Genomic DNA, 18,899 nt, shown 5'->3' on the forward strand with positions numbered 1-18,899 from the left:
TCCATTTAATAATTAATTTATTTTACTAAATGTAAGATATAATCTTGTATCTTAGTATTGTCTTTAGTAAACAACTATAAGATACTTAAGGGCACTTAAGTAAGAAGACTAATATGCCGTATTAAATCTTAGGGCTATGTAACCCTGTAGTTGAGATCAAACAATTAGTCTTCACATACTCATTAAAGATCGGACGGTATTCTTAGGTCTTGAAATTAATCAATGAACCTGTATTTACAAGGTTGATCTTTGGGTATTCTACTTATTATTAACATAGAAGGTCAAATATGAGTAGCATTATTTTGGGTATAGATATTTCTAAAGCAACATTTGACGTAGCTTTATTAAATGATAATAAAATCAAAACCAAAAAGTTTAATAATACTGCAAAAGGCTTTGCTGCACTAAAACAATGGTTAGAAAAAAAGGGAATAGATACTGCTCACGCTTGTATGGAATCAACAGGTGGTTACGAAGTTAGGTTAGCTCAATATCTTTATGATAATACATTTAAAGTTAGTGTCGTAAATCCAGCTCGCATCAAGGGCTTTGCAATGAGCAAGCTTTCAAGAGTTAAAACTGACAAATCTGATTGTGAATTGATAGCTTCTTTTTGCAAGGCTATGCAACCTGATCTTTGGCAACCAACCCCTATACATATTAAAGAATTACAACAATGGGTAAGACGCTTGGATAGTTTGATTGCTAATAAAAATCAAGAAAATAATAGATTGAGCGGAGCAAGTAAAGCAGTTGCCATTAACATTATGATTCATATTGAATTTCTGGATAAGCAAATTAAGGAAGTAGAAGAACTTATCTCTAATCATATTAAAGGACACAAAGACTTACATGATAAAAGTAAACTTCTTGATTCAATCCCTGGTATAGGAGAAAAAACAATAGGAGTGATACTTGCTTTTCTTGTTGTAGAAAATTTTAATTCTGCAAAACAACTAGCTGCGTTTGTTGCTCTTAACCCAAAGCCAAAACAATCAGGCACTTCTGTCCATGGAATAGGAAAAATATCAAAAACAGGAGATGCTAATTTACGTAAAGCTTTTTATATGCCTGCCATAGTTGCTATAAAACATAATCCGATTATTAAGGATTTTAGTCAACGTTTGAGCAATGTTGGAAAATCTAAAATGGTTATAGTGATTGCTGCTATGCGTAAGTTGCTTCACATAATTTATGGTGTTCTTAATAACAAAACATCTTTTAGTGCAAATATAAAAACCCTGTAAAATAAAATTGAGGTAAAATAATGAAAAAGTTGTTGACACTCAAGACGGTATCTCAACTATTACAATTTGAGGTAAATTCCAGTATTAATTAAGCCAGATTTATATTTTCTTCCCATACCTCATTGGGTGTTTTATAACCGAGCACTTTTCTTGGTAAATTATTTAAAAAATCCTCAATTTCTTGTAATTGCTTTATTGTTAATTTTTTTATATCTAAAGATTTAGAGTATACTCTGTGCACCATTGAGTTAATCTTCTCTATCAATGGTTTTTGCCATGGAGAATAAGGATTGCAAAAATATACTTTTCGTTCAGATTTTGGCAATAGTTGTTCATGATTGGTAAATTCTTTGCCATTATCTAACGTTATGCTTTTGATTATATGCGACAATTGTTTAAGTTTTTTATTCATGTTACCAATCACATCTTGTGTTCTTTTTGAACGGTTTAAAGTGAGAAACACTTTTTGTGTTCTGATATCCACAAGAGCGCCTATATTACGACTTTGATTACCTTTGTTAAAAGTTAAATCACCTTCTAAATGACCTATTGCTGCTATCTTTCTATTTATCTCTGGTCTTTCAGTAATGGAAACTCGATTTGGTATTGTAATTCTTTTGTTTCTGATTCTTGTACCATGATGCAACCTATTTTTCCTTTTTCTTGCTAAAGATAAATATAATTTTTGCCTTTGTGCTATAGGAGATGTATAAATAAACTGGTATATAGTCTATCCGCCAAAAACACTTCAAATCCTGATCATTTGTAATGGGATAGAGTTTTGACAACAAATTGCTAAGATTTTCAATAAAAATTAATAAGTTATGTTAATTTTTACTGATACATTTCTGTGTTGGTCTAATTTTGATATGGAGCTATTGTTAACGATTTTTTATCGTTCATCTAGTTTTTGCATGATGATATTTTTGATTTATGTGGAGTTAGACACGATTTGTAAATGATTTGCAATGCATCGTAAATTCAAACCAATAGCAGAGATTATTGGATTGATAATATCTCCTATCATACCTTTCAAGAAGTTTCTACCCATCCGACCATATTGCTTTAAGTGACCTATTATTGGTTCTATGGCACTGCGTCTCTTGATCATAGACTTGTCCTCTTGTAACAACTTCTTCCGCGTTTTTGGGGTATATACCTTACTCTTCTCCTTTACATTGCTACCACTATACCCAAGATCAACAAATGATTTCTTTATCTTGATTCCAGTGACACTCTCTACTGCTTCAAAGCTCTGATGCAATGTATGACCATCATAAGGATTATTATGAAACGATTTTGCGGATAAAACAAAATTTCTACGACCACTTACTACTACCGCTACTTTATTGCCAAACTCATATGGCTTGTTGCGTTTTCCCTTTCCTATACACTCTACTTCAGGGGCATGAAAACTATATAGTCTATCCGCCAAAAACACTTCAAATCCTGATCATTTGTAATGGGATAGAGTTTTGACAACAAATTGCTAAGATTTTCAATAAAAATTAATAAGTTATGTTAATTTTTACTGATACATTTCTGTGTTGGTCTAATTTTGATATGGAGCTATTGTTAACGATTTTTTATCGTTCATCTAGTTTTTGCATGATGATATTTTTGATTTATGTGGAGTTAGACACGATTTGTAAATGATTTGCAATGCATCGTAAATTCAAACCAATAGCAGAGATTATTGGATTGATAATATCTCCTATCATACCTTTCAAGAAGTTTCTACCCATCCGACCATATTGCTTTAAGTGACCTATTATTGGTTCTATGGCACTGCGTCTCTTGATCATAGACTTGTCCTCTTGTAACAACTTCTTCCGCGTTTTTGGGGTATATACCTTACTCTTCTCCTTTACATTGCTACCACTATACCCAAGATCAACAAATGATTTCTTTATCTTGATTCCAGTGACACTCTCTACTGCTTCAAAGCTCTGATGCAATGTATGACCATCATAAGGATTATTATGAAACGATTTTGCGGATAAAACAAAATTTCTACGACCACTTACTACTACCGCTACTTTATTGCCAAACTCATATGGCTTGTTGCGTTTTCCCTTTCCTATACACTCTACTTCAGGGGCATGAAAACTATATAATACTTTGTTATCTTCTTTATATTGCTTTTTAGCTTCTCTTTTTAAAACAGATTGGTTATGTATTTGTTTTATTTTTTGCAATACTTCTTGATTTTTGAGAGACAAGTTTAATTGCTTATTTTTGATCTCACGCTCACATACTCTAATCAAACGACCCAGTAATATTTTTAAATGCTTCATTATTTTCCAACGCTTCTTGGCTTTACTATGTTCTTTATATTTCCATAGCTTTACTATATCGCGTTTATAGGTTCTAGCGTATGTTTCATTCAAATGTATACCCAAACTGTTGCAAAGCTTTACTATGCTAAGCCTAGCTTTATCCATTAAATAAACATCGTGTGGGTGTTTGATATTCTTAATTTGTACAGTCGTATCAGCGATGATTAATTCCAAATCTTTTTTTTTAATTGTGTTAGTTTTTATCCCAACCCTGATCAACTCCGATAATATCTCATTATATCCAGCTTCACCTAATACACTACGAAACCGTCGTATACTAGTTTCCGAGATAGCTATGTCTTTTTCTATATATTCCCACCCGCAGAAATACTGCCAATACATATTCTCTTTTAGCTCTTCCTCTGATAATGAATCTGAAAAATTATACATTGCTTGTAGCATCGTTATGCCAAGCATCACTCTATGACATTTTCTATTTCTACCAAATTTCTTAATACAAACATTTTTTGATAACCACTCTTCGAGCCTAGACCAATTTATTAATTCTCTTAATTTATATAGCTTATTATTTGGGTTTAATTCTTCTTTTAATTTATAACCAAACAGTTTCCCTTGTTCTTGCGATTTGATAATGTTGTCTATTGGCATTGACTGAAATCCATAAGGTTTATGACCATATTTTATCATTTTCTTACGGATTGTTGTATTACTTCTTGTCTTAAAACCATATTATCTATAAGGCTTGTAGAGTTTTGGCGGACGGACTATATATCGCGAGCTATAACCACTCTTATTCATTTCGTATATTTTAAATCTTTCATCTATCGTTAAATGAGCCATGATATATCTATATTTAAATGATGCTCCTCGCAGCAGAGCTACGAGGTATCTAAAAAAGTTTTAGTTGTTTCTTATGATATCACGCAGCAGAGCTTCGGGGAATTAAACCCTGAGAGATTAAAAATTGATTATATCTGGCTTAATTAATTATAGAACTTTCCAATTGATACTACCGCCACCCTATATGAACAACCTTCAGGGGGCAGCCAAAAATCAACAATTTCTGGATATTGTTGCTGAATAAGAGGGATAAAAATCTCATTTAATGCTTCACCAAGTATTGATGGCTCATCTGGCGGTTTGCCTGTATAAGTACTCAAATATACAGGATTTTTTTTCATCGTTATTGCTGTTACAGTAAATACTGGGAATTCTTCAACATCATTGTAATATCCGGTATGGTCGCCAAAAGGACCTTCGGGTAAATACTCATCTAGACTAACATACCCCTCAAGCACTATTTCGCTATGTGCTGGAACTTTTAAATCAATGGTTTTACACTTTACCAATTCTATTTTTTCATTACCAAGTAATCCAGCAAAATTATATTCCGAAATATTTTCCGGTATCGGCATTACTGCTGCCATAGTTACTGCCGGATTTGCCCCAATAACGATAGCAGCTGGAAAAGGCTCTCTTTTTACTCCTTTCCAACGTTTATGATGCTCTGCACCACCCCGCAGCTTAAGCCATCGCATCAATAATTTATTTTCCGAAATAACCTGCATTCTATATATGCCGAGATTATAATTATCAACCTTTTCATCGGTTGGTCCTTTAGTTACAACTATAGGCCAAGTAATTAAAGGTGAAACATCAAGAGACCAACATTTTTGGATTGGTAATATATTAAGGTCAGGCTTGTCGATAATAATCTCATGGCAAGCGGCTTTTGAAACTGTTTTAGGCGACATAGCAAAGATACGCTTTGCTAGCGGTAACATCGATAATGTTTCTTTAAAAGATGATGGTGGTTGCGGTTGTTTAAGAAATGCAAGTAAAACTCCTAGCTCTCTTAATTCCTGAATATTCTGAAGCTTAAGCCCCATATAAATACGATTGATACTAGCATAAAGGTTGGTTAAAACAGGTATTGTAGATTTACTGCCGTCAGATTTTATAACATTCTCAAAAAGTAAAGCAGGACCATTTTGCTCCAATGCTCTTCTGCTGATTTCAGTAATTTCTAGATCGGTTTTAACTTCAACAGAAATACGCTTTAATTCAACGTTTTTTTCTAACAATTTCAAAAACTCGGGTAAATCTCTAAAGCTCATATTTTATTCATAAGTAAATAAGGGGTTCTTACATAGCGAAGCTAATAAAGAGGAATTTGTAGGAAACACGGCACGCAGTACCAAAAGTACGTGAGGATACGAAGTTACCTTCTTGACGTCCAAATTACCTTTAGAAGCGAGTTATGTCTTCACTTTCATATCATTTTGCTTGATCGTATAGTTAATCAATTCATCAATTATAGAATTTTTAATAGTGTGTACTATATTTTTTTCTGAGTTAGTTCTAATATTTTTAGCCACCTGCTCATCTATATTTGTAGATTTAATATGGGCAAAATATAAGTCATCACCTACTTGAAATACAGGAGTATTAGCACCTATTTTAGTGTTAAAAATGGATAATAATATTTCAGGAGTTAGCATCTGATCATTTTCCATTTCTGATCTTATATAAGTTTTGTTACGTATTTTAGCATTTGATGCTTTATCTTCTGTATCAAAATTATCTTCTTTTGCTAAATCTTTCATAATTTTTATATTCAGATCGGCAAGATATTGCTTGATCCAAGTGCTATTTATCTGTTCTTTAATACTATCAAATTCAGGTATTTTTGCTGGATTTATAGATTTTAATTCAACAAGTACTAGATAGCTTTTATCTTCTGCCTCAATCGGATAAGATAATTCTCCCTCACTAAGCTCAAAAATACTATCGGCATTTTCGGCAATTATTTTGTCTTCGATCAAATCGGCATAGCTTATATTATTGATATTGTTAATAGGCAGCTCATATTTTTCTGCGATTTCAACTAAGCTAGAACCAGCTGCAACATCATCTTCTAAGTTTTTAGCAAGCTCCATATTGAGTATATCAATTTTTTGAGATTCTATTTGTTCATATAATTGCTTTTGTACATCCTCAAAACTTTGTTCTCCCAATTCCTCTTTATTCTCATTATAAAATTCTAATAATTCTTCTTTAGTAACTTGGATTTTCTTTTGTAAGTTTTCAGTAGTAACTTTTATATATGAAAAGCTACGCTTCTCTGGTATTTCAAATGAAGATTTGTTATTTTGATAAAAATCCTTTAATTCTTGATCAGAAGGAACTGGGATTTGTAAATCTTTTGGCTTGTTTTGTAGATTCATTTGTACTAATTCTACTTCTCTTTTTTCAGCCATATAATTTACTATATTATCAGTCATGGCTTTCGGAACATAAAAGCTATCTAAAAAAGTACCAGCAAAAATATTTTTTAAGGCTTTTTCTTTAAAATGTACTAAATATTTTTCTTCATCTGTATAAGAATTTCTAAAATAAGTTTTAAAAAGTTTTATATCGAAAATTCCTTGATCATTTTTAAAAACTGGTGATTCTTTTACTAAATTTTTTACAGTATCATCACTTATATCAAAATCATAATAGCTAACTAGATAATCTAAGATATTCTCAAAAACAAGCCTTTTTAAGATTCTATTATCTATATTTAATTGTGCTATTTCTTCTTCCGTTAGGCTCACTCCTACTTGTTTAGATATAGCGTTAATTTCTAAAGATTTTGCCCGCAGGAAATCTTCTTGCGATATGTTTTTCGCATGAGAAAAAGTTACGATATCGCCACCACCTCCTCTTCCATGTAATACATCTTTAATGCCAAAGCCAACAAAGGCAAAAACGATCATTGCGAATAAAACCCGCATTATAAAACTATCGGCAGTTTTTCTAATATTATTTAACATAATTTTTTATTTAAAATTCTTAACGCCAATTTAGGATAAGAGAAGTTGTTCTGGAGCTAAAGCATCAAGTTTTATACGAGATTTAGTGATAGCATAAGAAGTAACACAAGCTAGAATATGCACCAAGAAATTAACAGGAGATCTATGCCTTGTATGCTCTAGGTTCATTCTATTTTTTAGTATATTAAATACTGATTCAAAAATGATGCTCCTCGCAGCAGAGCTACGAGGTATCTAAAAAAGTTTTAGTTGTTTCTTATGATATCACGAAGCAGAGCTTCGGGGAATTAAACCCTGAGAGATTAATCCACTGCTCGCTAATTTTACAAAAATCATCGACAAAACAAAATAATGCAGTAATATCTTTCTTCATGGGGATACTCTTGTTTTTTTGCTAAAAATTATATAGAGTGTCTTCTATCCTTTGTAAATACTTACTTCCAAACCTAGATTAATCCAGAATTCAGGTTATAAAGATAGAAAGCAATTAGCAGCGGATTTGAAACTAATCTATACTTCTGCTACTGAAAAAGAAGCAGAATTAGCTCTTGAGTCATTTGATCAAAAATGGAGTAAGCAATATCCGCATATAGCTAAATCTTGGTATAATAATTGGGATAATTTGATAATTTTCTTGCAATATCCAAAGGAGATTCGTAAGATTATTTACACTACAAATGCGATAGAATCGCTGAATAGCCAATTGAGAAAAGTTACTAAGAATAAACGCATCTTTCCAAATGATGACGCAGTATTTAAGGTTTTATATCTGACAATTGATTATATTACCAAAAAATGGTCTATGCCTATCCCCAATTGGAATGAAGCTATGGCTCATTTTATGATCAAATTTGATGGTAGAATTTAATGGTTCACGAAATTTACACAATTGATGAGACAGAGCCTACGTAGTCTATCCGCCAAAAACACTTCAAATCCTGATCATTTGTAATGGGATAGAGTTTTGACAACAAATTGCTAAGATTTTCAATAAAAATTAATAAGTTATGTTAATTTTTACTGATACATTTCTGTGTTGGTCTAATTTTGATATGGAGCTATTGTTAACGATTTTTTATCGTTCATCTAGTTTTTGCATGATGATATTTTTGATTTATGTGGAGTTAGACACGATTTGTAAATGATTTGCAATGCATCGTAAATTCAAACCAATAGCAGAGATTATTGGATTGATAATATCTCCTATCATACCTTTCAAGAAGTTTCTACCCATCCGACCATATTGCTTTAAGTGACCCATTATTGGTTCTATGGCACTGCGTCTCTTGATCATAGACTTGTCCTCTTGTAACAACTTCTTCCGCGTTTTTGGGGTATATACCTTACTCTTCTCCTTTACATTGCTACCACTATACCCAAGATCAACAAATGATTTCTTTATCTTGATTCCAGTGACACTCTCTACTGCTTCAAAGCTCTGATGCAATGTATGACCATCATAAGGATTATTATGAAACGATTTTGCGGATAAAACAAAATTTCTACGACCACTTACTACTACCGCTACTTTATTGCCAAACTCATATGGCTTGTTGCGTTTTCCCTTTCCTATACACTCTACTTCAGGGGCATGAAAACTATATAATACTTTGTTATCTTCTTTATATTGCTTTTTAGCTTCTCTTTTTAAAACAGATTGGTTATGTATTTGTTTTATTTTTTGCAATACTTCTTGATTTTTGAGAGACAAGTTTAATTGCTTATTTTTGATCTCACGCTCACATACTCTAATCAAACGACCCAGTAATATTTTTAAATGCTTCATTATTTTCCAACGCTTCTTGGCTTTACTATGTTCTTTATATTTCCATAGCTTTACTATATCGCGTTTATAGGTTCTAGCGTATGTTTCATTCAAATGTATACCCAAACTGTTGCAAAGCTTTACTATGCTAAGCCTAGCTTTATCCATTAAATAAACATCGTGTGGGTGTTTGATATTCTTAATTTGTACAGTCGTATCAGCGATGATTAATTCCAAATCTTTTTTTTTAATTGTGTTAGTTTTTATCCCAACCCTGATCAACTCCGATAATATCTCATTATATCCAGCTTCACCTAATACACTACGAAACCGTCGTATACTAGTTTCCGAGATAGCTATGTCTTTTTCTATATATTCCCACCCGCAGAAATACTGCCAATACATATTCTCTTTTAGCTCTTCCTCTGATAATGAATCTGAAAAATTATACATTGCTTGTAGCATCGTTATGCCAAGCATCACTCTATGACATTTTCTATTTCTACCAAATTTCTTAATACAAACATTTTTTGATAACCACTCTTCGAGCCTAGACCAATTTATTAATTCTCTTAATTTATATAGCTTATTATTTGGGTTTAATTCTTCTTTTAATTTATAACCAAACAGTTTCCCTTGTTCTTGCGATTTGATAATGTTGTCTATTGGCATTGACTGAAATCCATAAGGTTTATGACCATATTTTATCATTTTCTTACGGATTGTTGTATTACTTCTTGTCTTAAAACCATATTATCTATAAGGCTTGTAGAGTTTTGGCGGACGGACTACGTAATTTCTGCTCATCACCATGTTTATCTACTGTGCTCATAAAATATCCTTTACTCCAAAACTCACTTCCCCATAATTTTTCTTTAAGATTTGGATATTTCTTAAACATTTTCTTAGAAGTAATACTTTTTATGATTTGAGTTATTTTTGTTGGGCTATACATTGGTATTGACTGTAATAAAAAATGTACGTGATCTTTATCTACTCCTATTTCTAAAAATCTAATTTCATAACGATCTTCTATGTGCTCACAAATTTTACACAAATAATCATCTAGTTCTTGATTGAATATTACTCTTCTATACTTTGCCGGCGTTACTAAATGATATATTAGTACTGTGACATTATGACTCTTATGTATATAACTGCTTTCTTCCATTCAAGTAGTATATCACGAAGCAGAGCTTCGGGGAATTAAACCCTGAGAGATTAATTCTAATACTATCCCCGTTTTTTCTGAAGCACTGAAAATTTTTACTTTATTTTTCTTCATCTTTCCTCTTAAGTTTATTGCTATTTGTTCTAACTTATTGCGGAAACACACTCCTTCATTTTTTTCTAATTTTCAAATCTAGAGATACTTGGTTTAAGGTTTCACCCAAATCTAATCTGGTCTGCTTAAGCATTGATGGCATAATTATTCAAGTTTTTGTAAAAATATTTCGAATTTTTTATTTACTAAAATTATTACATTTAAGTCTATAACTTCCTGAGATTTAATTTCTTTAATAAAATCAAGAAAATTCTTAACTAAACTTTTATTATTATCAATCCATAAATCTAAATCAATAGTTGTTTGAGATTTATTAATAATTTTTATTAATAATCTACGTTGTTTGTCATATAAGTCATCTTTTAAGGATTGTAGACCCAAACGACGCCAATATGAATCGTTTAATTGTCTATCACAAGTTTTACGTAACCAGTCTAAACTAAACATATTACCGATTGTAAAATAAGCTTTTGTCATTTCTGCATCATTACCTGATACTTGTTTCGTTACATGTATTATATCAAATACCGAAATCAAACTATCAAAGGTAAGAATATCTTTAGCAAATGATTTGTCTATTCCGTTACTCACATAATAGTTTAACTTTTCTTCAAACTTTATTTTTGCTTCTCCGGCTAGTAAATTACCTACTACTTCTCTTAGATTCTGTGCAGGTTTTTTAAACTCTTCTATGGTTTTACTAATATTAATTGGATGTTTTAAATTCTTGATAACCCAAGAAATACCACGACGCATTAATTTTGTTATCTCAGTAAACATATCAACCTTAATGTTATAATCGATATTAGTAGCTAGATTGCTTACCTTTTCCCATATATCATCAAGTTCAAAAATTTCACAAATAATAGTATATGATCTTATTATGTCGCAAAGAGGAGCACCAGTTTCACGTTTTGTTATGCTAATAAGTGGTCCACCAAGCTGATTAACTATTTTATTTATTACAACAGTTTTAATAATTTCATGCTTAAGAGGATGAGATAAAATTTCCCCCCGAAACTTCTCTTGCATTATTTTAGGAAAATAATTTACAAGATAAGAATCAAAATATTTATCATGAGAAAAGGTTGAGTTACGTAATTCATGAGAAGCCGATCTTTTACTATATGAAAGTAATAAGCAAAGTTCAGGACGGGTTAATACTTCCCCGTTTATAGCTCTTCTATTTAATTCTTCGGAAGTTGGTAAAAATTCATTCTCACGTACTAATATTTTTTCTTCTTCTAAAATATCTATAAACTGACTGAATATACTGACTGTTAAGGTAGGCGATAACTGCATAATCGTTATTGCTTCGGTTTGCTTATAATTATCCTCTAAAACCAATTCTTCAACTTGCTTTGCCATATCAATTAACAGCTTGTTACGCTCATCTAAAGTAACCTTACCGGAAGCAACAGAATTACTAAAAGCAACTTTAATATTTACTTCATGGTCAGAACAATCAACACCTGCTGAATTATCAATAAAATCGGTATTGATGCGTCCGCCTTTTTTAGCATACTCAACTCTGCCTCGTTGCGATACACCGACATTTCCGCCTTCCGCAATAACTTTTGCTCTAATTTCTTCACCATTACATCTTAAATTATCATTCGCTTTATCGCCGATCTCTAGATGATTCTCTGTTTTTGCTTTAATATAAGTGCCTATTCCACCATTCCATAGCAAATCAACTTCAGCTTTTAAAATAGCTTTAATTAGCTCTTCAGGTGATATTTCACTATCATTTACATCAAGTAATTTTTTAATTTCTGGCGATAATTTTACTGATTTACTACTACGCTCAAATATTCCGCCACCTTTAGAAATCAGCTTACTATCATAATCAGACCAGTTAGAACCTTTTAAATTAAATAGACGTAAACGCTCATTAAAGCTTGTTAAAGGATCAGGTTCAGGATCAATAAATATGTGCTTATGGTTAAAAGCAGCAATCAGCTTAATAGCTTTTGAACGAAGCATTCCATTACCGAATACGTCACCTGACATATCGCCTATCCCTGTCACAGTGATAGGGTCTTTCTGTACATCTATACCTAAAGTCTTGAAATGATTAGTTACAGAAATCCAAGCACCTTTAGAGGTAATAGCCATTTTCTTATGGTCATAACCAGCAGAACCACCTGAAGCAAAAGCGTCATCAAGCCAATAATTATATTCTCTGGAAACGCTATTAGCATAATCTGAAAATGAAGCTGTTCCTTTATCGGCAGCAACTACAAGATATGGATCTTCCTTATCATAAATAATGATATCTTGAGGGTGTACTACTTTGCCATCAACTATGTTATCGGTTATATCCAGTAACCCTCTAAGGAAATTCTTATAACACTCAACGACCTTTGCCATATATTCATCACGACTCATTCCCTCATCAGTAAAATGAAGATAAAAACCGCCCTTAGAACCAACAGGTACTATAACAGAATTTTTAGTCATTTGTGCTTTCATAAGCCCAAGTACTTCATATCTATAATCTTCTGCTCTATCTGACCATCTAAGCCCCCCGCGTGATACGGGACCACCTCTTAAATGCACTCCTTCACAACTTCTTGAATAAACAAATATTTCAGCAAATGGGATTGGCTGAGGTAAATGGGGGACTTTAGAGGAATCGAACTTAAATGAAAAATAATGTTTGTTAGGTTGATAGTAATTTGTTCTAGTAACAGCCTCAAGAACACCAAGCATACTACGCAGTACTTTATCCTGACTACTTACTTCAACTTTTAATAAATAATCATTTAATTGTTTTTTGATGTCCTTGAAATCATGATCGAGATGTTTAGGATTAAATTTTATATCAAATAGATTTACTAATTTTTTCGTATATTCAGGATGTTTAAGAAGTGTCAATTGCATATAACCCTTGCCATAACTAAAGCCTGTTTGATGTAAATATCTTGTTAGAGCTTTGACTAGTTTAACTTGCTTCCAGTTAAAACCGGCAAGTACTATTAATTTACTTAAAGAGTCATTAGCAAGCATGCCAAGAACCATTTTATCTAAGGCTTCTTCAACATTTATTTTTAGCTCATGAACATTATCTTTTACCGGTACTACAGAAGTTAAAATAAAATTATATATCCAGCTTTCTTTAATCTCACCGACTTCTTTAATTACAAAGCTTTGCTCGTCAATTGCACTAAATCCTAAATTTTCTATTGGTGGCAATATATTAGAAAGAGCAAGACTAACTCCTGGACTATATATTTTTAGATAAAATTCTGATTCACCTGTAGCAATCAAATTAAACATGCGTCTTTGATTCCTACTTGCTTCAGTTAAATATTCAATATCTGTTAAAGCTATTTCAGGAGAAAATTTTTGCCTATAATCAGCAGGAAAAATATTATCAAATAATTTAAAATTAATTCCTGCTTGATATTCACCAAATTTTTTAGAAAGTTTCAAATAAAAATCTTCGCTCCAACATCTAGAAATACGATCTAAATCTTGCTGAATTTTTTCCGCTTCAAAATTTATTTTATGTTTATCTTGTGCTTCAAGGGTGACAAAAAGATAAGAAAAGCTGCCTACTACTTCAGTTATATAGTTAGATAGGATTTTACTGCCGAATTTCTCAGCTAAATAACAATCTATCATGTTATGTATTTCAGAAGTTAGACGCTCTCTAGGTAAGAAAATTATAATATTTAGAAAAGAACTCGACCAATCATATTGAATGAATAATTTAAGCTTCTTACTCATCGTACTAGAAAGCATGTGCAAACACATGCAATATAAATCACCTTGATCAATTTGAATTAAAGCCTCACGAGGTAAGGACTCCATTAAAATTTTTAACTTATCAGCATTATAACCAGACAGTGCAAAACCAGCTTTCCCTATTACGAAGTTAAATTTCTGCCTAAGAATTGGGATATTACTTATTGAATGGTAATACATATTTGAGTTATATATACCAAAAATTATACTTCCTGAAATATATTCACCAGAAGAGTCAATTTTCTTTACTAAAATATAATCAATTAAATTATCCGTATGAATAAGCGAGGCACTATTTATCTTACCAAGTATTATTAGCTGGTTTTGATATAATGGGCTAGCAGAACATTTTACAATATCTTCAATTTCATCTTTTACTTCTTGCCATATTTTTGTTGTCCCAATCTTGTTACTTAATTTTGTAGAATTTACTTCAAAATCAATAGTACCTAATAAAATTAAATTATCATTTTGTAACCAACTTAAAAATTCTTTAGCCTCTACGGAATTCAGTTTCTCATTATCGATTATATTTTTAGATAAATCTTGGAGCTTTGCCTGCATATTTGGCAAGGCATTATGGCTTTCCTCAAGCTCATCTAGCCTATCATTTATAGCTTTTGTTAGTAAATTAGCTGCACTATCATCAAAATTTCCGAGGATTGTTAAATGTAATATAGATTCTGATTTTTTTTCTGCGGCTGAATTTTCTAGTATTTTTTTTAGGTTGCCTTTACTATCACGAGTACATTTTATTACTGGATGCAGCAAAAATTTAGTTTGCAGTGCCTTATTCTTAAGAAGACATACGATAAAATCAACAATATGAGGTTTATTATCAAGCAATATTAACACATTTATTGCTGAATCGTTTTCAATAACAGTATTTGTTATTGATATTTTTCTCTCGCCTTTTTCTCTATACTTAAAAAAGTTAAAAGCTTCATCGGCAAAATCAAAAAATAGTTTTTGTTTATTCTCAAAATCATAATCAATAGGAATATAACTCAAAAATTTTTCAATAAATTCGACATATAAAGAGTTTAACTCCTGTTTTTTGCTAAGTTCTAAAATTTTAGCTTTATGGTTTGGTATTTGACAGTTTAACCGACCGGAATCTAAAAGAGGTGTTTTTGGCGTCATGATTTTCTCAAGTAAATGTAGCTTATTTAATTTGTTATTATATTATATATTATTTAATAAACAATACTCTTCTGCTTTAAAGCTTTGTAGAAGAGTTATTGGTAAATTCCAGTATTAATTAAGCCAGATTTATATTTTCTTCCCATACCTCATTGGGTGTTTTATAACCGAGCACTTTTCTTGGTAAATTATTTAAAAAATCCTCAATTTCTTGTAATTGCTTTATTGTTAATTTTTTTATATCTAAAGATTTAGAGTATACTCTGTGCACCATTGAGTTAATCTTCTCTATCAATGGTTTTTGCCATGGAGAATAAGGATTGCAAAAATATACTTTTCGTTCAGATTTTGGCAATAGTTGTTCATGATTGGTAAATTCTTTGCCATTATCTAACGTTATGCTTTTGATTATATGCGACAATTGTTTAAGTTTTTTATTCATGTTACCAATCACATCTTGTGTTCTTTTTGAACGGTTTAAAGTGAGAAACACTTTTTGTGTTCTGATATCCACAAGAGCGCCTATATTACGACTTTGATTACCTTTGTTAAAAGTTAAATCACCTTCTAAATGACCTATTGCTGCTATCTTTCTATTTATCTCTGGTCTTTCAGTAATGGAAACTCGATTTGGTATTGTAATTCTTTTGTTTCTGATTCTTGTACCATGATGCAACCTATTTTTCCTTTTTCTTGCTAAAGATAAATATAATTTTTGCCTTTGTGCTATAGGAGATGTATAAATAAACTGGTATATACTCTCTGTAGAAATATTGACAGTATCTCGTGATAGTTTACGTCTACCTGAAATTATATCTGGTGAAATACCCTGTGTTAACTGCTTTATTATTTCTGCTCGTAAATTATTATCAATATCTAATTTTCTTTTTCTCTTACCTTGCCTTAAACTGCAAGCAAGTGTGTTAGCCCTATCTGGTATAATGGACTGAAAAAATTGGACAAAAAAATGAAGGAGTGTGTTTCCGCAATAAGTTAGAATAAATAGCAATAAACTTAAGAGGAAAGATGAAGAAAAATAAAGTAAAAATTTTCAGTGCTTCAGAAAAAACGGGGATAGTATTAGAATTAATAAAAGAGGAGTCGACACTTGGTCAGTTAGCTTCAAAATATGCAATAAGTGTTAAAACAATTCAAAATTGGAAAAAACAGTTTTTAGGTAATGCGGCATTAGCTTTTGAACCAGCTAAAGTTTTGAGTGAATATCAAGCACAAATAAATCATTTACAAGAGCAAAATGATGAACTTGCTAAAGCTCTTGGTAGAATCACAGTTGAGAGGGACTGGGCCGTGGGAAAGCTCAAAAGCTTGGATTTATCAAATAAAAAGAGTCTTGTACACTCCAAGCTAAATCAACTCTCAAAATCAAGACAGTGTGAACTATTAAAGATTAGTCGATCTACAGCCTACTATAAATCCAAGGAGATGAGTATAAATAAATTAAGTATTTTAAATAGAATAGATGAAATATATACAGATAATCCTGAATTTGGTTATCGCTATATTCATCAACAGTTACTAGAAGATGGTTTTATTGTCGGTAAAGATCGAGTACTGAAATATATGAGGATGATGGGTATAGAAGCTATTTACCCACATAAGAAAAAATCGGAAAGTTCTATAATTAATCTCTCAGGGTTTAATTCCCCGAAGCTCTGCTTCGTGATATCATAAGAAACAACTAAAACTTTTTTAGATACCTCGTAGCTCTGCTGCGAGGAGCATCATTTAAATATAGATATATCATGGCTCATTTAACGATAGATGAAAGATTTAAAATATACGAAATGAATAAGAGTGGTTATAGCTCGCGATATATAGGGACAAAGATTGGCCGTGATAAAAGCACTATATGTTATGAACTCAAGAGAATGAGGCATAATTATAGACCAGATAGGGCTAACACACTTGCTTGCAGTTTAAGGCAAGGTAAGAGAAAAAGAAAATTAGATATTGATAATAATTTACGAGCAGAAATAATAAAGCAGTTAACACAGGGTATTTCACCAGATATAATTTCAGGTAGACGTAAACTATCACGAGATACTGTCAATATTTCTACAGAGAGTATATACCAGTTTATTTATACATCTCCTATAGCACAAAGGCAAAAATTATATTTATCTTTAGCAAGAAAAAGGAAAAATAGGTTGCATCATGGTACAAGAATCAGAAACAAAAGAATTACAATACCAAATCGAGTTTCCATTACTGAAAGACCAGAGATAAATAGAAAGATAGCAGCAATAGGTCATTTAGAAGGTGATTTAACTTTTAACAAAGGTAATCAAAGTCGTAATATAGGCGCTCTTGTGGATATCAGAACACAAAAAGTGTTTCTCACTTTAAACCGTTCAAAAAGAACACAAGATGTGATTGGTAACATGAATAAAAAACTTAAACAATTGTCGCATATAATCAAAAGCATAACGTTAGATAATGGCAAAGAATTTACCAATCATGAACAACTATTGCCAAAATCTGAACGAAAAGTATATTTTTGCAATCCTTATTCTCCATGGCAAAAACCATTGATAGAGAAGATTAACTCAATGGTGCACAGAGTATACTCTAAATCTTTAGATATAAAAAAATTAACAATAAAGCAATTACAAGAAATTGAGGATTTTTTAAATAATTTACCAAGAAAAGTGCTCGGTTATAAAACACCCAATGAGGTATGGGAAGAAAATATAAATCTGGCTTAATTAATACTGGAATTTACCATCTACTTCTCGAAACGATAGTGAGCATAAGATCTATAGCTACTTACTTGATCAATATTGGACTAAATCTGGCTCAACAAAGCAAGTGTATGTGCCTAATGTGAATGAGGTTTGGAGTGGTGACATTACTTACATTAGAACTAATGGTGGCTTTATGTATATGGCAGCTATTATAGATTGGCATAGCAAGGCCATATTGAGCTATAAACTGTCAAATTCTATGGATGCATCTCTTGTAACTGATGTCTTGAAACAAGCTCTCAGTAAGTATAACGCTCCACAGATATTTAATAGTGATCAAGGTAGCCAATATACCAGTTATGACCACATAAATATTCTCAAGGAGCATGATATCCAAATTTCAATGAATGGCAAAGGTAGAAGTATTGATAATATAGTAATAGAAAGGTTTTTTAGAACTTTAAAATATAATTGTATCTTTATTAATGATTTTAACAATGTTAAAGAGTTAAAAGAGGGGATTGATCATTATCTGAATAAATATAATTATCACAGATTTCATTCAAGTATTGGTTATAAAAAGCCTATGAATGTATATCTGAATTATATGCAAAATTATCAGCAAATTGCTGCCTGATAATCGAAAAATTAGGAAAACATACTACTCATTTTTTTGTCTTGATTTTTCATGTATGGACCTCCTGTAGAATGCAAGAAAAAAATAACATCAATAATAAAAACAAACAAATGCAGTCATGTATCCGGCTTATAGCTGATAAATCAACCTAATTTATTCTACAGCCCTGATGGAATTCGCTGGCTTACAAACTATATACTTATCAGTCCATCGGCTTCTAAAAGAGCCACTGAAAAACGCAGTTTT

At 31.5% G+C, this 18,899-nt stretch carries 8 protein-coding genes and 8 pseudogenes; 5 read left to right on the top strand and 11 right to left on the bottom strand.

Annotation, left to right across the window (positions count from 1 at the left end; translation table 11 throughout):
- Positions 1–287: 287 nt before the first annotated feature.
- The gene (locus AAHI98_RS06160; RefSeq protein WP_342225341.1) at positions 288–1,247 is read left to right on the top strand and encodes a transposase; all 960 of its coding nucleotides are present in this window, start codon (positions 288–290) and stop codon (positions 1,245–1,247) included.
- 88 nt (positions 1,248–1,335) lie between these two features.
- Here AAHI98_RS06160 and AAHI98_RS06165 read toward each other — a convergent pair.
- The 6 genes and pseudogenes from AAHI98_RS06165 to AAHI98_RS18550 all read right to left on the bottom strand — a co-directional run.
- Positions 1,336–1,977, bottom strand: a pseudogene (locus AAHI98_RS06165) (IS30 family transposase); the annotation flags it as partial.
- A gap of 201 nt (positions 1,978–2,178) precedes the next feature.
- A complete protein-coding gene (locus tag AAHI98_RS06170) occupies positions 2,179–2,682 on the bottom strand; it encodes a transposase (protein ID WP_342224861.1) in 504 nt (167 codons plus the stop codon).
- Positions 2,683–2,872: 190 nt separating this feature from the next.
- Entirely contained in the window at positions 2,873–4,234 is a 1,362-nt protein-coding gene (locus AAHI98_RS06175; RefSeq protein WP_342224717.1) for an IS5 family transposase, read from the bottom strand.
- Between the two features lie 302 nt (positions 4,235–4,536).
- Positions 4,537–5,664, bottom strand: a pseudogene (locus AAHI98_RS06180) (UbiD family decarboxylase); the annotation flags it as partial.
- A gap of 141 nt (positions 5,665–5,805) precedes the next feature.
- On the bottom strand, positions 5,806–7,365 hold the full coding sequence (locus AAHI98_RS06185) for a SurA N-terminal domain-containing protein (RefSeq protein ID WP_342225251.1): 1,560 nt from the start codon (positions 7,363–7,365) through the stop codon (positions 5,806–5,808).
- Between the two features lie 30 nt (positions 7,366–7,395).
- Positions 7,396–7,578, bottom strand: a pseudogene (locus tag AAHI98_RS18550) (IS982 family transposase); the annotation flags it as partial.
- A gap of 256 nt (positions 7,579–7,834) precedes the next feature.
- On the opposite strand from AAHI98_RS18550, the pseudogene AAHI98_RS06190 reads away from it, so the two are divergent.
- Positions 7,835–8,233 (top strand): annotated as a pseudogene (locus AAHI98_RS06190) (transposase); the annotation flags it as partial.
- A 246-nt stretch (positions 8,234–8,479) separates the two neighbouring features.
- Here AAHI98_RS06190 and AAHI98_RS06195 read toward each other — a convergent pair.
- From AAHI98_RS06195 to AAHI98_RS06215, 5 genes and pseudogenes are all read right to left on the bottom strand, one after another.
- Positions 8,480–9,841 (bottom strand): IS5 family transposase, encoded by a 1,362-nt coding sequence (locus AAHI98_RS06195; protein ID WP_342225342.1) that lies wholly within the window; start codon positions 9,839–9,841, stop codon positions 8,480–8,482.
- 82 nt (positions 9,842–9,923) lie between these two features.
- A pseudogene (tnpA, locus tag AAHI98_RS06200) lies at positions 9,924–10,301 on the bottom strand (IS200/IS605 family transposase); the annotation flags it as partial.
- 172 nt (positions 10,302–10,473) lie between these two features.
- Positions 10,474–10,557 (bottom strand): annotated as a pseudogene (locus AAHI98_RS06205) (helix-turn-helix domain-containing protein); the annotation flags it as partial.
- A gap of 2 nt (positions 10,558–10,559) precedes the next feature.
- Entirely contained in the window at positions 10,560–15,311 is a 4,752-nt protein-coding gene (locus tag AAHI98_RS06210; protein WP_342225343.1) for an NAD-glutamate dehydrogenase, read from the bottom strand.
- Positions 15,312–15,429: 118 nt separating this feature from the next.
- A pseudogene (locus AAHI98_RS06215) lies at positions 15,430–16,248 on the bottom strand (IS30 family transposase); the annotation flags it as partial.
- Between the two features lie 89 nt (positions 16,249–16,337).
- Here AAHI98_RS06215 and AAHI98_RS06220 point away from each other — a divergent pair.
- The 3 genes and pseudogenes from AAHI98_RS06220 to AAHI98_RS06230 all read left to right on the top strand — a co-directional run.
- Positions 16,338–17,003, top strand: coding sequence for an IS3 family transposase (locus AAHI98_RS06220; protein ID WP_342225345.1), 666 nt, complete (start codon positions 16,338–16,340; stop codon positions 17,001–17,003).
- Positions 17,004–17,074: 71 nt separating this feature from the next.
- Positions 17,075–18,037, top strand: a complete 963-nt coding sequence (locus AAHI98_RS06225; RefSeq protein ID WP_342224646.1) for an IS30 family transposase — start codon at positions 17,075–17,077, stop codon at positions 18,035–18,037.
- Positions 18,038–18,059: 22 nt separating this feature from the next.
- Positions 18,060–18,653: pseudogene (locus tag AAHI98_RS06230) on the top strand (IS3 family transposase); the annotation flags it as partial.
- Positions 18,654–18,899: the final 246 nt, after the last annotated feature.

It is taken from the genome of Rickettsia endosymbiont of Urophora cardui (assembly GCF_964030725.1).
Taxonomy (GTDB): Bacteria; Pseudomonadota; Alphaproteobacteria; order Rickettsiales; family Rickettsiaceae; genus Rickettsia.

Excerpts from the sequence above, each read along its gene's own strand:
- AAHI98_RS06160 (WP_342225341.1), top strand. The coding sequence starts at position 288 with ATGAGTAGCATTATTTTGGGTATAGATATTTCTAAAGCAACATTTGAC.
- AAHI98_RS06175 (WP_342224717.1), bottom strand. The coding sequence starts at position 4,234 with ATGATAAAATATGGTCATAAACCTTATGGATTTCAGTCAATGCCAATA.
- AAHI98_RS06185 (WP_342225251.1), bottom strand. The coding sequence starts at position 7,365 with ATGTTAAATAATATTAGAAAAACTGCCGATAGTTTTATAATGCGGGTT.
- AAHI98_RS06195 (WP_342225342.1), bottom strand. The coding sequence starts at position 9,841 with ATGATAAAATATGGTCATAAACCTTATGGATTTCAGTCAATGCCAATA.
- AAHI98_RS06210 (WP_342225343.1), bottom strand. The coding sequence starts at position 15,311 with ATGACGCCAAAAACACCTCTTTTAGATTCCGGTCGGTTAAACTGTCAA.
- AAHI98_RS06220 (WP_342225345.1), top strand. The coding sequence starts at position 16,338 with ATGAAGAAAAATAAAGTAAAAATTTTCAGTGCTTCAGAAAAAACGGGG.
- AAHI98_RS06225 (WP_342224646.1), top strand. The coding sequence starts at position 17,075 with ATGGCTCATTTAACGATAGATGAAAGATTTAAAATATACGAAATGAAT.